Origin of the sequence: Paludisphaera soli, from assembly GCF_011064595.1 — a bacterium.
Lineage (GTDB): Bacteria > Planctomycetota > Planctomycetia > Isosphaerales > Isosphaeraceae > Paludisphaera > Paludisphaera soli.
In genome coordinates, this window is the sequence record NZ_JAALJI010000005.1 from 75,899 (window position 1) to 91,180 (window position 15,282).

Consider the following 15,282-nt stretch of genomic DNA (forward strand, 5'->3'; position numbering starts at 1 on the left):
GATCCTCCTCGCCATCCGTCGTCGCTCGGGCCCGATCCGCGAGGCCGGCTCTCGCCTCCTCCATCCCAATCTCCCGCCGTCCGAATCCTAGGGGGCGGCTTCCGAACGTCAATCAACGCACGGCGAAACGCCCGCAGGATGGGGCTCACGCGGGCGGCCCTCAGGACCCGGGGGCCTCGCGGAGGATGCGGCCGGCGACGAGGCGGTGGACCTCGCGGCCGTCGTCGACGAGCAGGGCGCCCTGGGGGTCGATCCCCCGGCCGGTCCCGACGAGGTTGCGGGGGCCGATCGCCGCGCGGACGGGGCGGCCTCGGAGCAGGTCCAGGCGGGCCCAGGCGGCGGCGAGGGTCGGGTCGTCGGCGGCCAGCCGCCCGAGCGCGGCGGGGAACCGCTCCAGGACGGCGGCGAGGAACCTGGGCAGGTCGGCGACGGTCAGCGGCTCGGGCTGGAGCGCGCCCAGCGAGGTGGCCATGGCGGCGACCTCCGGCGGGGCGAGGTCGAGCCGGGTGGCCACGTTGACCCCCACGCCGATGAGGATGCGGTCGCCGGCCGGGGTCTCGATCCGCTCGGGGAGGATGCCGGCGACCTTCCGCCCGCCGACCTCCACGTCGTTCGGCCAGCGCACGCCCAGGCCGGGGTCGACCAGCCCGAGCGCGGCGACAGCCTCGACGAGGACCACGGCCGTCGTCAGGGCGATCCTCGGCTGCTGATCGACCCGGACGCCGGACTCGGCCGGGTCGAGGACCAGGGTGAAGGTCAACGAGCCCTCGTCCGACCACCAGGCGTTGGCGCGCTGGCCCCGCCCCCGGGTCTGTCGACGGGCCCAGACGGCGAAGGGGAGGGGGCGGCCGGGGTCGACCGCCATCGCCCCGGCGACGGTGCTGGTCGACTCCAACTCGTCGTAGATCAGGAGATCGCGGACGAACGGCCAGGGGGTCGGAGTCGGCGAAGGCATGAGGTCGAGTCCGGCGAGGAGGGCGTCAGGCGAGGGTTTCGGCCCTCGATTCCGAAGTCCCGAGGGCGACGGCGTCCCCGATCCTCGTGGTCCGGGCGGCCCGCCCGGACGTAGAAGGCTCGGGATTCCCGACGTCCGGGCGGGGCCGCCCGGACCACCCCATCGGTCGGGCCCCGCCTTTCGGCGAATCGGCGGGATCGAGGGCCGCCCGCTCAGGCGGGGGCCAGCTTGAGGAGCAGGTCGCCGGCCTTGACCTGGAGGCCGACCTTGGCCGGCAGCTCGGCGACGCGGCCGGGGCGCTCGGCGGTGATGGTGGTCTCCATCTTCATGGCCTCGATGGAGAAGAGCTTCTGGCCCTTGCGGACCGGGTCGCCCACGCTGATCGCGACGCCGACGATCAGGCCCGGCAGCGGCGAGCCGACCTGCATCGGGTCGGCCGGGTCGGCCTTGGGGGCCTCGACGACCGAGGAGGCGAGCGAGCGGTCGGGGACCTCGACCTCGCGGGGCTGGCCGTTCAGCTCGAAGAAGACCGTGCGCTTGCCGTCGGCGTGGGGCTCGCCCACGGCCAAAAGCTTGACGAGCAGGGTCTTGCCGGGCTCGATCTCGAACGCGTTCTCCTCGCCGGCCTCGGCCCCGTAGAAGAAGACCGGGGTGGGGAGGACCGAGGTGTCGGAGAAGGTCCGCTCGTGGGCCACCAGGTCGGGGAAGACGCGGGGGTACATGAGATAGCTCAGGACGTCGAAGTCCGAGACCTCGGCCGGGTCGTCGACGCCCCGGATCTCGGCGACCTTCTTGCGGATGGCGTCGAAGTCGGCCGGGGGCAGGCCCGCCGCGGCGCGGTCGGTCAGCGGCTTGCGGTCGCGGAGGATCCGCTGCTGCAGGGCCGGCGGGAAGCCCCCCGGGGGCTGGCCCAGGCGGCCTTCCATGAACTCGACGACGCTGTCCGGGAAGGCCAGCTCGCGCTCGGGGTCGAGCACGTCGTCCGGGGTCAGGTTGTTGGCGACGAGGAAGAGGGCCATGTCGCCGACGACCTTGGACGACGGCGTGACCTTCACGATGTCGCCGAACAACTGGTTCACCTGGCTGTACGCCCGGCAGACCTCCAGCCATCGGGGCGAGAGGCCCAGGGCGTCGGCCTGCTGGTACAGGTTGGTGTACTGGCCGCCGGGCATCTCCAGGTCGTACAGGTCGGCCGCCGGCGACCGCGGGCCGGACTCGAACGGCTTGTACAGGTCGCGGACCTCGTCCCAGTAGCGGCTGACGTCGATCAGGGTCTGGTGGTCGACGCCGGTGTCGCGGGGGGTGAACCGCAGGCTCTCGACGACGGCGTTGAGGCTGGGCTGCGAGGTCAGGCCCGACATCGAGGCGACGGCGCCGTCGGCCACGTCGAGGCCCACCTCGGCACCCATCAGCACGCTGGCCGCCTGCGCCCCGCCGATGTCGTGGGTGTGGAAGTGGACCGGCAGGCCGACCTCCTCGCGCAGGGCCTTGATCAGCCTCACGGCCGCCGGCGGCTTGCAGAGGCCGGCCATGTCCTTGATCGCGATGATGTTGGCCCCGCGCCGCTCCAGGTCCTTCGCCATCGACACGTAGTACTTCAGGTCGTACTTCGTCCGCGAGGGGTCCAGGACGTCGCCGGTGTAGCAGATGGCGGCCTCGCAGATCCCGCCCGCCTTGCGCACGGCCTCGATGCAGGCGCCCATGTTCGGCACCCAGTTGAGCGAGTCGAACACGCGGAAGACGTCGATGCCGGCGTCGGTCGCGGTCTTGACGAAGGCGTCGACCACGTCGTCCGGGTAGCTCGTGTAGCCGACGGCGTTCGAGCCCCGGATGAGCATCTGGAAGAGGATGTTGGGGATCCGCTCGCGGAGGGCGGTCAGGCGCTCCCAGGGGTCTTCCCGCAGGAACCGCATCGAGGTGTCGAACGTGGCGCCGCCCCACATCTCCAGCGAGAACAGGTTGGGGAGCCGGCGGGCGTAGGCGTCGGCCACGCGGAGCATGTCCCGGGTGCGCAGGCGGGTGGCCAGGAGGCTCTGGTGGGCGTCGCGGAAGGTGGTGTCGGTGACGAGCAGCGGCTTCTGCTCGCGGACCCACTTCGAGAACCCCTCGGGGCCGAGCTGCTTCAGGCGCTGGCGGGTGCCGTCAGGGATCGTCCCCATGTGGTCGTAGGCCGGCGACGCCGGCTCGGCCGGGATCTTCCGCCCGGGCTCGCGCCTCACGCCCGGGAAGCCGTTGACGGTCACGTCGCCGATGTACGCCAGCAGCTTCGTCGCCCGGTCCCGGCGCTCGGCGAACTCGAACAGGCTGGGGGTCTGGTCGATGAACCGGGTGGTGCAGCGGCCTTCCAAAAACGTCTCGTTGGTGATGACGTTGATGAGGAACGGGATGTTCGTCTTCACGCCCCGGATGCGGTACTCCTGCAGCGCCCGCTCCATCCGCGAGGCGGCGTCGACGAACCGCCGGCCGTAGCACGAGACCTTCACCAGCAGCGAGTCGTAGAACGGCGTGACGATGGCGCCGCTGGTGGTGGAGCCGCCGTCGAGCCGCACGCCCGGGCCGCCGGACGAACGGTAGTGGGTGATCCGGCCGTAATCCGGCGTGAAGTGGTTGGCCGGGTCCTCGGTGGTGATCCGGCACTGGATCGCGAAGCCCTCGGTGTGGACCGAATCCTGCCCGGAGATGCCGATGGCGGGGTTGGCCAGCGGCTCGCCCTGGGCGATCAGGATCTGGCTCTTGACCAGGTCCACGCCGGTGACGACCTCGGTGACGGTGTGCTCCACCTGGAGCCGGGGGTTGACCTCGATGAACGAGAAGGTCCTGGCCTCGTCGTCCACCAGGAACTCCACCGTCCCGGCGTTCTCGTAGCCGACCTCGCGGCCGATCTTCAGCGCGGCCTCGCAGATCGCGTCGCGGAGGCCCTCGTCGAGGTTGTAGGCCGGGGCGATCTCGATGACCTTCTGGTGCCGGCGCTGGATCGAGCAGTCGCGCTCGAACAGGTGGACGAGGCCGCCGTGCTTGTCGCCCAGGAGCTGGACCTCGATGTGCTTGGCCTTGGCGATGAACTTCTCGATGAAGGCGTCGGCGCAGCCGAAGGCGGCCTTGGCCTCGCTGCGGGCCTGCTCCAGCGCCCCGTCCAGGTCCTCGGCCTTCTCGACCACGCGCATCCCGCGGCCGCCGCCCCCCATCGACGCCTTGATGATGACCGGGAAGCCCATGGCCTCGGCGACCTTGCGGGCCTCGGCCCCGGGGACCACCGGCTGGCTCCCCTTGAGCACCGGCACGCCGGCCCTCTCGGCCAGGGCCCGCGCGGCGACCTTGTCCCCGAGGCTGTCGAGGATCTCGGGCGTGGGGCCGACGAAGACGATCCCGGCGGCGGCGCAGGCGCGGGCGAACTCGGCGTTCTCGGACAAAAAGCCGTAGCCGGGGTGGATCGCGTCCACCCCCTTCTCGACCGCCAGCTCGACGATCGCCGGGATGTTCAGGTAGCTGCGGATCGGCTCGCCGGCGTGGCCGATCTGATAAGCCTCGTCCGCCTTCAGCCGGTGCAGCGCGAAGCGGTCCTCGTGCGAGTAGAGGGCGACCGTCCGGATGCCCAGCTCATGGGCCGAGCGGAAGATGCGGATGGCGATCTCGCCGCGGTTGGCGACCATCAGTTTGCGGAACGTCGGCATTCGGCTCTTCCCGGCTGGCTGGGGGGAGGTACTGGCGGGTCGAGAGCGGCGCATGGGCCGGCTCGGCTCGTCGCGGTCGGGCCGACCATTATCCCGGACGGGGGGTCAGAATTCATCCTCATTTTCCGCCCGGACCGGATTCTCCAGCGTCCCGATCGGCGCGATCGTCGCCCGGACGAGGTCCCCCGGCTTGAGGAACGTCCCGGTGGACGAGCCCACGCCCGACGGCGTGCCGGTGGCGATCACGTCGCCCGGCTCCAGGGTGACGAACCGCGAGACGAAGGCCACCACGGCGGCCACCGGGAACACCATCTCGGCGGTCGTCGCCTCCTGCTTGACCTGGCCGTTGACCGTCAGCTTGATCGGCAGGGCCTGCGGGTCCTCCACGGCCGTCGCCGCCAGGATGCACGGGCCCATCGGGCAGAACGTGTCGTGCCACTTGCCGTGCAGCCAGTCGAAGAACTTGTCGCGCTCGCGGGCCTTCCGCCCGGGGTTGGGCCGGAACGCCCGGTCGCTCACGTCGTTGACCACCGTGTACCCCGCGACGTACCCCAGCGCCTCGGACTCCGGCACGTCGCGCCCCTTGCGGCCGATCACCACCCCCAGCTCGCACTCCCAGTCGATCTGGTCGGGCGAGACCGAGGGGATCACGATCGGGTCGCCCGGGTGGTTCAGCGTCGTGCTCGGCGGCTTCATGAAGACATAAGGGAACGTCTCTTCGCGCTCGGTGTCGGCGTACCCGCGCTCGACCAGGTGCTTGCCGTAGTTCCCGGCCAGGAACAGCATCTTGCGAGGGCAGGGGAGGGGGACCAGGAGCTGCACCTCGGAGCGCGGGATGGTCAGCTCGGAGACCGCGATGACGTCCAGCTCCTCGATCCAGTCGTGCAGCCGCCTCGCCTGCTCGTAGGACTCGCCGTCCGGCGGGAGCAGGTCCAGGAGGTCCTCGGTGGAGGCCAGGAGCATCTCGCTGTCGGTCTCGCGGCTGTACATCTCGGCCGCCTGGTCGAGCGGGATCACCACGTCGTCGTCGTAGAAGCCGGTGAGGATCAGGTCGTCGTAGCGGAATCGGCAGACGCGCATGAGCGAGGCTCCTTGACGACCCGGACCGGCACGATCACGTCCCGACGCACGACGTTCGATGTGAGGATGATGGCCTCCAGTGTATCGGCGGCCGATCGCAAGTCCACCGTCACGTCGATCAGCGTCGCCCCCGCACCACGCACCGGCGTCCGCACGCCTTCGCAACCCGGGCCCCGAGGCCTTCAGCGAGCGCCGCGGCCTTCGCCTCGTCCATCCGGCCCTCGATCACGAGGCTGATCGCCTCCAGCCCCCGATCCAGCTCGACGGCGACCGGGACGCCCTCGACGAGCGCCCGCACCCCTCGCCAGGCTCCGTCGTCCTGGATCTCGGAGGCGCCCTCCCCGCCGGGCGGGAGCAGCGACGAGCGATCCAGGTAGGCGTCGCCCGAATCCACGCGGGCCGGCCCGGGGTCGTCGGGCTCCAGGACGATGAGGTTGTCGACGTCCTCCAGGATGAGCCGGAACTGCCGCCAGCCCCGGTCCGTCGTCCGCCGCCAGGTTCCGGTCGAAACTTCCAGTGCGTACTCCTCGAAGCTGCGGCGGGAGTCCTCCTCGCCGGCCTCTTTGAGATAGACCTCGCCTCCGGAGACGACGATCGATTCGCCCTCGACCCGCGCGGAGTGTTCGAAGATCCAGCCGGGGGGCTCGCCGCGGGTTTCGAGCGGCTCGATGCGGTAGTCGTCCAGATGGAGGATGAACACCGGCGTGGCCCCGGGGCGGCGTTCGCCCTGGTAGCCGAGGCCGCCGATCACGACCAGGCGGTCGCCCATGACGGTGGACGTGTGGTAGTCGGTCGGCGGGAAGACGTCCCTGGGATAGCCGTAGATCGCGACGGAGCCGTCGGGTTCGAGGACGACCACGTCGTTGTAGATGCAGAAGTCCGGGTCGTAATAGTCCTCGTACTCGCCGCCGATGCAGACCACTCGGCCGTCCGGCAGGCGGTCGCGCGTGGCCCCCCAGCGGTCGAAGGTCCAAACGGGGCGATCGCGCGAAGACTCGTAGCCGACGTCGAAATGCCTCCGGACTCCGGGGGCCGACGCCCATCTCGGCCTCGGCACGAGGGGCGGGGCTGCGAGATCGTGGCCGGGCGGCCGCCCCTCATGGCCGAGGACCATCCATTCCCAGAACTCCAGGCGCATGCGCTCCGGGTTGCCGGTCCCGAAGCGGCGGTCGCGCTGGGCGTCGAAGATCGCGCGGGGGAGGTCCATTCGGCCGATTGCCTCGCCGTCGAAGACGCGACGGGCGGGCCGTCGAACCGATCCGGGTAAAGGGATGAGGGCCTCCAGTGTATCGGAAACGGCCTTCGAGGCCAGCATCCGCGCGAAGGCGCAACGGCCGGCTCGCCGTGCTTCACCCGCCTCCGCTTCCCTCTGGGGGAAGGACCGGGAAGGGCGGTCAGCGGGCCTGGCGCCAGCGGCGGAAGGGGCCCGCGGGGGCGGCGGGCTGCGTCCAGGCGGGAACGTACGTGGTGGTCGGGACGGGGGCGGGTTCCTGGACCTGCACCTCCACCTGGGCGGAGGTCTCGACGAACGTCGGGGCGGCGGGCCAGGGGACGTTGGAGAGGCCGTCGAAGCGGGCGTTCTCCGGGGCGCAGCGGCCGTAGCCGTCGTCGAACCAGTCGCGCAGGAGGGCGACCACGCCGGGCTTCCCCTCGCCGATGTAGTGCTCGCGGCGGAGGCGGTACTCGGCGAAGATCGGCTCGGAGCGGGTCATCAGGGCGCGGTCGGCGTCGTTCGCCTGGTGCCCCTTGGGGACGGCCCAGACGAACTTGTTCGTGGCCGCCGAGAACGTGGGGACAGACAGGAAATCCCGGGGGACGATCTTCTTGTCCTCGGACGACGCCCGCTTCAGCTCGGCGTCGACGAAGAAGTCGACGGCGTGGTCCGGGTAGCCGTAGAAGTGGCCCGAGGCCCGCAGCCGGTCGGGCTGGGGGGCGTGCTCCATCTTCTCGATCAGCTCCGTCGGCGGGGTCTCGGGCGAGACGCCGTAGGGGCCGAAGAACGCCTGGTGGTCGGCCAGCATCCGCCGCACCGAGGGCCGGTAGGCGACCCAGGCGTGGCCCATCCGGTGCTCGCCGCTCACCGCCTTGAAGATCAGCATGCCGGCGTCGTAGGCGTCGCCGCAGCGGAAGGCCGAGAGCGCCCGGCGGGTCTCGTCGAGCTTCGCCGTGTCGGGCTCCTTGATCGCGAACCGCGTCGACGCGAACGAGCCGCTGACCGGCTTCACCCCGCCGACGATCGTGTACAGCGCCTCGCTGTCCAGGGCCCGCAGCAGCAGTTCCTCGGCCCTCGCCCGCGCGGCGGGGTCCAGGCGCTCGACCGGGAAGCAATCCTCGCGCGGCACGCCGTCCGCGCGGGCGGCCCCCGCGAAGGAAGCGGCCAACGCCAGGCCGAGGATCAGGGTGCGAAGGGTGGACGCGATGCGAAGGGGGGCGGGCACGGGAGGATTCCTCGGAAGGCGGGGATGCGGAGAGGGCGAGCCTGAGTGAAGGCCCGTCCCGTGAATGCGTCAGGTTGCATAGCGTTCGAGGGACGCGCCGTCTCGGCGTGATCGGCGAGGCGTGCTCATGATTCCGACGGCTTCGACTTCGACTCGTCGTTTCGCTCCCGAGTTCGGTCAAGCCAAGAGCCCAATCCACCCCAAAAGAAACAGCCGCCGACCATGGTGAGAAACATGAGGACAGGCTCTACTTTGGGATTGTTGTGAGCCAGCATGGACACCGGAATCAGGAGAGGAAGGCATGGCGCGTAGACGACGAGCCAGGCGATCGCGAGGTAGGGCCGGGCGGGCCCCGATAGATCCGACTTATAGACGACCATCGAGACGAGATAGAGCCCCAGAGGGACGAACACGCCGAGGGAGAGTCCGAGCCGCCTTCGTCGCATAGATAGGCCTTAGTTGAAGGTCTCTTGCGTGCTCCCTCGCGACCGCTCGACGCCGGACCCGGATTCACGCCTGTTTCCTTTCAACCGTAGCCCCCCTACGACGGCCGCTCAATACGCGTCGGCGCTGACCACCTCGCCGAGGGCCCGCGTGCCGAGCGCCCGGTAGGTGTTCATGTCGATGGAGTCCTTGATGAATCGGACGGAGCCGTCGCCGAACAGGAAGTTGGCGCCGCCCGGGTGGGGGCTGCGGAAGCCGAACTGGCCGAGGGTCAGGCTGCGGGGGTCGGTGATCCAGGTCACCGAGTTGGTGCCGTTGGCCGGCGAGGTCACCCATTCCGCCGGCCCCCAGAACGCCTTGCTGTTCAGCCGGGGGACGACGTAGGCGCCGCCGGAGATTCGCGTGTCGCCCGACCAGACGTAGCGGGCCGGCGTCCCCAGGTCGCCGCCGCCCCACGAGCCGCCGAGGTTGGCGATGTTGAACCGCGAGGCCGACGGCTCGTCGCGGAACCGCGAGGTCTCGCCCACCATCATCGTGTTCGAGAGCCCGTCGGTCACCTGCGGGATCCCGTAGTGCACGTTGCGGCTGAACATCCCCTCGGTCAGGATCGCCCCGCAGATGTGCGCGTTCTGGGCCGTGGTCGCGTTGCCGTAGCCGTTGGCGATGCCCTCCGTCAGGCCGACCGAGCTGGCGTACGAGATCTGCGTGATCTTGAACGTCGTCCGCGACTGCTCCGCCTTCGTGTCGCTGGGGCAGAGGTACGCCGCCACCGAGAACTCCCACACCGACGTGTTCGGCGGGAAGCCCGCCGGGTGCATGAAGTTCAGGGTGTTGTACTTATTCCCCTGCTCCAGGTACGGCATGATGTAGTTCGACCAGGTGTGCCCCCAGCTCGACGTGCAGCCGTTGGTCCGCGACTGCGCCGTGTAGGCCGGCGGGAAGACGCTCATCACGCTCTCGTAGTTGTGCAGCGCCAGGCCCATCTGCTTCATGTTGTTCGTGCACTGGATCCGCCGCGCCGCCTCGCGGGCCGACTGCACCGCCGGCAGCAAAAGCGCGATCAGGATCGCGATGATCGCGATCACCACCAGCAGCTCGATCAGCGTGAACCCACCCCGGAACCGACCGCTTCGTCCGCCTTCGCCCGCCATGTCGCCTCCTCCTCGGGTCCTGAATCGCCCATCGTCCCGGCCCGCCCCCTCCGCACAGGTCGCACGCGCCGGCCGCCCCGCGCCGCGAGGCCGATGATAATGGTTTATCAATTGGCGAGAGAGAGCGTCAAGCGGCCCAGGATTAAACCTTGTTCACACAACCGGCCGCCCCGACCCTTGACTTCGATTATCGATAATATACGATTCGCCGACGGAGGGACTTCGGCGATGGGGTACGAGCGGAGCTGCCTGAGCGACCACATCCGGCGCGAGCTGGCGAGGCGGATCCTGGACGGGACGCTGAGGCCGGGGGAGCGGCTGGTGGAGCTGAAGATCGCGGCGGAGTTCGCGTCGAGCCAGACGCCGGTGCGCGAGGCGCTCCGGGAGCTGGAGTCGATGCGGCTCGTCGAGGCCTCCCCCTACAAGGGGACGCGGGTCCGCGACGTCGGCCCGCGCCAGACGGCCGAGGCCTACGCGGTCCGCGGCGCGCTCGAACGCCTCGCCGCCGAGTCCGCCGCCGCGGCCTTCCGGGGCGACGTCCGCGCGCTTCGGGCGACGGCCCGGGCCATCGTCGCGGCGGCCCGCGCGGGGGACCGCGAAGGCTACGCCCGCCACGACCTGGAGTTCCACCGCGCGATCGCGACGGCCTCGGGCAACGCCACCCTGCTGCAACTCTGGGAGTCGCTGGCGTTCGAAACCCGCACCCCGCTGACCCTGACGCGCGACGACCTGGACTGGCCGGCCGTCGCCGAATCCCACGCGCCGATCGTCGACGCGCTCGAAGCCGGCGACGGCGCGCTCGCCGGCCGGCTGCTCGAAGAGCACGCCCGCAAGTTCATCCCGCCGCCGAGGGCCGAGGCCGGGACGACCTCCCGGGCGAGGCGGGCGTCCGGTTCGTAGTGACCATCCATCGGGAGCGAATCATGGGGGAATCCGAACGAGTCGTGGTCGTCGCCGGGGCCCGGGGGGTCATCGGCCGGGCCGCGGCGGAGCACTTCGCCAGGCGGGCGGGGACGACCGTCTACGGCCTCTCGCGGCGCGCCGTCGACCTGCCCGGCGTGTCGGGGATCGCGGTCGACCTCCTCGACCCGGCCGACGCCCGGGCCAAGCTCGCCCCGCTGTCCGACGCCACCCACCTGATCTTCGCCGCCTACGTCGAGAAGTCCACGGCCGCCGAGAAGAGCGTCGTGAACTCCGCCCTGCTGGAGAACACGCTCGACGCCCTGGAGGCCGCGGCGCCGGGCCTGGCGCACGTCACGCTCTACCAGGGGGGGAAAGCGTACGGCTCCGACCTCGGGCCGTTCAAGACCCCGGCGCGCGAGGACGACCCCCGGCTCATGCCGCCGAACTTCTACTACGACCAGGAAGACATCCTGAAGCGCCGCCGCAAGAGCGGCGCCCGGTGGTACGACACCATCCTCCGCCCCGAGGCGGTCTGCGGCTTCGCCCTGGGCAACCCGATGAACCTGGCCATGATCATCGCCGTCTACGCCACGCTCTCGAAGGAGCTGGGCCTGCCGCTCCGCTTCCCCGGGCCGCTGGGGGCCTACCGGGCACTCTACCAGGTCACCTCGGCCGACGTCCTGGCGCGGGCCGCCGACTGGGCGGGGACCGAGCCCTCGGCGCGGGGGGAGGTCTACAACATCACCAACGGCGACTCCTTCCGCTGGGAGCACCTCTGGCCCCGGATCGCCCGCATGTTCGACATGGAGTGCGCCCCGCCCGTGCCGTTCAAGCTCGCGGAATACATGGCCGACAAGGGCCCGCTCTGGGACGCGATCGTCCGCAAGCACGGCCTCGCGCCGACGCCCTACCGCGAGGTCGCCTCGTGGCCGTTCGGCGACTTCATCTTCCACTCCGAGTTCGACAACATCAGCAGCACGATCAAGGCGCGCCGCCACGGCTTCCCCGACTGCATCGACACCGAGGACATGTTCGCGGAGTTCTTCGACCGGCTCCGCGAGGCCCGCGTCATCCCCCCGCGCGAGGGGCCCTTCTCGTGAAGACGGCGACGGGGCCGGGCCGGGGGTTCAGACGGCCTTGGGGTCGTCGACGACTCAGCGTCTCAATCGAGCACGATCTTGGTCGCCAGGAAGGCGAAGTATTTCGGATCCTCGTCTTCAAAAACATCCTTCCCTTCGGCCATATAGGCCCGCGCAAGTTCATCGGCCGCCTTCTCGAAATTTTCCAGTTCAAAGTACACCTCCCCGAGCCGGAGATGAACGGCCGGATTAGCCCGGTCGTTCATGGCGCCGCCGGGGGCCGAGGCCGGATCGAAGTGACCATCCATCGGGAGCGAATTATGGCTGAATCCGAACGAGGCGTGGCGCCGGCCTGGAGGTATACCACGGAGTGCCCGGATGGTTGCAGGAGCAGCTCATGGTCGCCGCGGGTAGGACCCGGGATCTCGACGACAGCCCGGCGATCCAGCCGACGTAGTCGCACCATAACGACAGTAGAAGGAGGGCGGGGCGGTCGATCCTCGGCTGGCATCGCTGAGTCGATAGGTCGATGAGGTCGGGAAAGACCTACGCCGAGTCGGCCGTCCTGACGAATCAGCAGACGGCCGACGCGGATTTCGCGAGGCTGGAGGACATCGCCGGCGACGGCATCCGGTCCGTGGGGCCGGCCGGGTGTTCGACCTTGAAAGCAGCCATGAAAACCAAAGCGAGCTTGATCGTTCATGCAAAATTCTCGGGCGAAGACGTCATCCAAGCGCTGAGCGACGTCTACCCCAAAGGCCAGGACGGCGATCGGTTCGAGTGCCTCCTCCCCTGGGGCGACGCGAGGCTGATGCGGCTGCTCGGAGTTCTCGCTGCCCACGGCCTCAAGCCCTCCGGCCCCGGCCCGGCGTCGCCGAGCGACTACCATCTCGCGATCAATCGCACCTACAGCCGTGCGGACCTCCATGAGGCGGCCTACCTTACGTTCCAATCGAAGACGCTCTTATATGACGTCAGACGGGACGAGGACGGGACGATAAGGCTGCGATCGGACAGGTTGAAATCCGGCCTGGATCTAGGATCCGCGAAGACGACCTGGCTCGTCGTCTCCGACCGGGTCAAGGGTCTTATGGAGCATCAGGGCCTGGTTCATGCCGTGTTCCGCCAGACGCGCATCGACGGTCCCGCGGGCGGAGCGACGAGGCGGAGCGAGGGGGCGTTTTGGGAACTCACGAGCGATCTCATCCTGCCGCCGATGGGCCCGCCGGCCAGGTTCATACACGGTCGCACGGGGGCCGAGGTCCCCGGCGACTCCGACGAGCCCTTCATCTTTCGAGAGGGCGTCGACATCCCCGGGTATTATTTCCTGCCCACCGAGCCGCACTATGACGAGGACGCCCTGAGGTCGGCGGGTCCTTTCGATCTGGCCCTGACTTTCGAGAAGATCGCCGGAGGCTACCTGGGTGGCCTCCCCATATGTTCGCAACGATTTCGACGGTTCTGCATCGATAACTCACTGGAGCACAAATTGTACTGGACTCCCGTTAGGGTCGACCGCCGCAGCCAGGCCTGATGCACGTCTCGACGGACCGCGCCGCGGATCGCGGCCAGGCGGATTTGTACGACGCCGGTCCTGGGCGATCGGCGACTTCATCCTCCGCTCCCAGTTCGACGACGTCGGCAGAACCGTCCAGGGGCGTCGCCACGGCTTCCCCTACCGCATCGACACCGAGGACATGTTCGCGGAGTTCTTCGACCGGCTCCGCGAGGCCCGCGTGATCCCCCGGAGGGGCTGACCCGGCCGCGGAGGTCGTTCATGGCTTCATGACAGGAGATGCACACGCGATGGAATATCGACGACTCGGCGGATCGGGCTTCAAGGTCCCCGCGCTGACCTTCGGCACGGGGACGTTCGGCGGCGGCACGGAGCTGTTCAAGGCCTGGGGCGAGACCGACGTGGCCGAGGCCACCCGGCTCGTCGACGTCTGCCTGGAGGCCGGCGTCACCATGTTCGACTCGGCCGACGTCTACTCCAAGGGGGCGGCCGAGGAGATCCTGGGCAAGGCGATCGAGGGGCGTCGCGACCAGGTCCTGATCTCGACCAAGGCCACGTTCCGCCGGGGGACCGGGCCCAACGACGTCGGCTCGTCGCGGTTCCACCTGATCGAGGCCGTGCACAAGGCCCTCAAGCGGCTGAACACCGATTACATCGACCTGTTCCAGCTCCACGGCTACGACGCCGAGACCCCGCACGAGGAGGTGTTGAGCACGCTCGACCAGCTCGTCCGCGACGGGAAGATCCGCTACGTTGGTTGCTCCAACTTCTCGGGCTGGCACCTGATGAAGGCCCTTTCCGTCGCCGACCGCCACGGCTGGCCGCGCTACGTCGCCCACCAGGCGTACTACTCGCTCGTCGGCCGCGATTACGAGTGGGAGCTGATGCCCCTGGGGCTGGACCAGGGGGTCGGCGCTGTGGTCTGGAGCCCGCTGGGCTGGGGCCGGCTCACGGGCAAGCTCCGCCGCGGCCAGCCGAAGCCGGAGGTCAGCCGGCTCAACACCAAGGTCTCCGTCGACGCCGGCCCGCAGGTCGACGAGGAGTACCTGTACCGGGTCGTCGACGCGATCGACGAGGTCGCGGCCGAGGTCGGCAAGACGGTCCCGCAGGTCGCCCTCAACTGGCTCCTCCAGCGCCCGACGGTCGCCACCGTGGTCATCGGCGCCCGCAACGAGGAGCAGCTCCGCCAGAACCTCGGCGCCGTCGGCTGGAACCTCACCCCCGACCAGGTCGCCAGGCTCGACGCCGCCAGCGCCCGCCCGCTCGCCTACCCGTACTGGCACCAGAAGGCCGCCTTCGCCGAGCGCAACCCGTTCCCGGTCTCGGTCTGATCGCCCGACCCGGCTCGATCGTCGCCCGCCCGGCCCCTCCCGCCTACGCCCCTGGAACCGAGAGGCCGCGGCTGCGACGATGGGATCCCGACCGGCGCCCGGCCGGCGGGGGCGGCGGTCGACCCGTCCCGGCGGCCGCGCGGGCGGCCGATCGACGGACAAAGGGATGTCGCCCGTGAAAATGTACATACTCGTGCGCGAATCCGTGCCCCTGGGCTTCGCCGTCCTGGCGGCGGCCCACGCCTCGCTCGCGGCCTACCTCCGGTTCCGCGACACGCCCGAGGTCGCCTCGTGGCTCGCCGGCCCGTTCTTCAAGGTGGTCTGCAAGGTCGACGACGCGGAATTCGAGCGCGCGAAGTCCTTCGAGGATTCGGTCGTCCTCACGGAGTCGGCCCTCGGCGGCCAGGAGGTCGCCATCGCCTGCAAGCCTCGCGAGGAATGGCCCAAGGCGTTCCGGTTCTACAAGCTGTATCGATGAGCGGCGCGGGGCGAAGGCCGACGGCAGGCCCCTCGGCCGCGCCCTCGGCTTGCCGTTTCGTCCTCCCGGGCTCCGCCCCCCTTCCGAAGTCGGACGGGATTCCGCGGCGTCGTCCGGCGTGAGCGGCTCCCCGGCTCGAAGCGAGTCCGCTCGCCGACCTTCGACGACGATCTGCCGAGACGCGGGCCCGCGAAACGGGTAGCTTGCGGCCCGTCGACTAGGACACGTCGGACTTG

The 15,282-nt window shown here is 69.9% G+C and carries 12 protein-coding genes; 5 read left to right on the forward strand and 7 right to left on the reverse strand.

Translation table 11 applies throughout. The features are described 5' to 3' along the window. Positions 1 to 160 precede the first annotated feature (160 nt). The 6 genes from G6O68_RS08520 to G6O68_RS08545 all read right to left on the reverse strand — a co-directional run bounded on the left by G6O68_RS08520 (position 161) and on the right by G6O68_RS08545 (position 9,739). On the reverse strand, positions 161 to 955 hold the full coding sequence (locus G6O68_RS08520) for a biotin--[acetyl-CoA-carboxylase] ligase (RefSeq protein WP_165246597.1): 795 nt from the start codon (positions 953 to 955) through the stop codon (positions 161 to 163). Positions 956 to 1,167: 212 nt separating this feature from the next. Further along, positions 1,168 to 4,626: a pyruvate carboxylase gene (locus tag G6O68_RS08525; protein ID WP_165246599.1), complete on the reverse strand. Its 3,459-nt coding sequence runs from the start codon at positions 4,624 to 4,626 to the stop codon at positions 1,168 to 1,170. 105 nt (positions 4,627 to 4,731) lie between these two features. Further along, complete coding sequence (locus tag G6O68_RS08530; RefSeq protein ID WP_165246602.1) at positions 4,732 to 5,706, reverse strand: fumarylacetoacetate hydrolase family protein; 975 nt, start codon at positions 5,704 to 5,706, stop codon at positions 4,732 to 4,734. A 118-nt stretch (positions 5,707 to 5,824) separates the two neighbouring features. Further along, positions 5,825 to 6,913, reverse strand: coding sequence for a hypothetical protein (locus tag G6O68_RS08535; RefSeq protein WP_165246604.1), 1,089 nt, complete (start codon positions 6,911 to 6,913; stop codon positions 5,825 to 5,827). Between the two features lie 187 nt (positions 6,914 to 7,100). Beyond that, a complete protein-coding gene (locus G6O68_RS08540; RefSeq protein ID WP_165246606.1) occupies positions 7,101 to 8,144 on the reverse strand; it encodes a hypothetical protein in 1,044 nt (347 codons plus the stop codon). 554 nt (positions 8,145 to 8,698) lie between these two features. Then, positions 8,699 to 9,739 carry a DUF1559 domain-containing protein gene (locus tag G6O68_RS08545; protein WP_165246608.1) on the reverse strand — a complete coding sequence of 347 codons (1,041 nt, stop codon included), beginning with the start codon at positions 9,737 to 9,739 and terminating at the stop codon, positions 8,699 to 8,701. Between the two features lie 228 nt (positions 9,740 to 9,967). Between G6O68_RS08545 and G6O68_RS08550 the strand changes: the two genes are divergently transcribed. Both G6O68_RS08550 and G6O68_RS08555 read left to right on the forward strand, forming a co-directional pair. After that, a complete protein-coding gene (locus G6O68_RS08550; protein WP_165246610.1) occupies positions 9,968 to 10,639 on the forward strand; it encodes a GntR family transcriptional regulator in 672 nt (223 codons plus the stop codon). Positions 10,640 to 10,662: 23 nt separating this feature from the next. Then, positions 10,663 to 11,742 (forward strand): SDR family oxidoreductase, encoded by a 1,080-nt coding sequence (locus tag G6O68_RS08555; RefSeq protein ID WP_165246612.1) that lies wholly within the window; start codon positions 10,663 to 10,665, stop codon positions 11,740 to 11,742. Positions 11,743 to 11,804: 62 nt separating this feature from the next. On the opposite strand, the gene G6O68_RS08560 is transcribed toward G6O68_RS08555, so the two are convergent. Further along, positions 11,805 to 12,029: a hypothetical protein gene (locus G6O68_RS08560; RefSeq protein WP_165246614.1), complete on the reverse strand. Its 225-nt coding sequence runs from the start codon at positions 12,027 to 12,029 to the stop codon at positions 11,805 to 11,807. A 353-nt stretch (positions 12,030 to 12,382) separates the two neighbouring features. On the opposite strand from G6O68_RS08560, the gene G6O68_RS08565 reads away from it, so the two are divergent. The 3 genes from G6O68_RS08565 to G6O68_RS08575 all read left to right on the forward strand — a co-directional run bounded on the left by G6O68_RS08565 (position 12,383) and on the right by G6O68_RS08575 (position 15,046). Further along, complete coding sequence (locus tag G6O68_RS08565; protein ID WP_165246616.1) at positions 12,383 to 13,255, forward strand: hypothetical protein; 873 nt, start codon at positions 12,383 to 12,385, stop codon at positions 13,253 to 13,255. A 272-nt stretch (positions 13,256 to 13,527) separates the two neighbouring features. Then, the gene (locus G6O68_RS08570; RefSeq protein WP_165246618.1) at positions 13,528 to 14,568 is read left to right on the forward strand and encodes an aldo/keto reductase; all 1,041 of its coding nucleotides are present in this window, start codon (positions 13,528 to 13,530) and stop codon (positions 14,566 to 14,568) included. 166 nt (positions 14,569 to 14,734) lie between these two features. Further along, the gene (locus tag G6O68_RS08575; RefSeq protein WP_165246620.1) at positions 14,735 to 15,046 is read left to right on the forward strand and encodes a hypothetical protein; all 312 of its coding nucleotides are present in this window, start codon (positions 14,735 to 14,737) and stop codon (positions 15,044 to 15,046) included. The last annotated feature ends 236 nt before the right edge of the window (positions 15,047 to 15,282 follow it).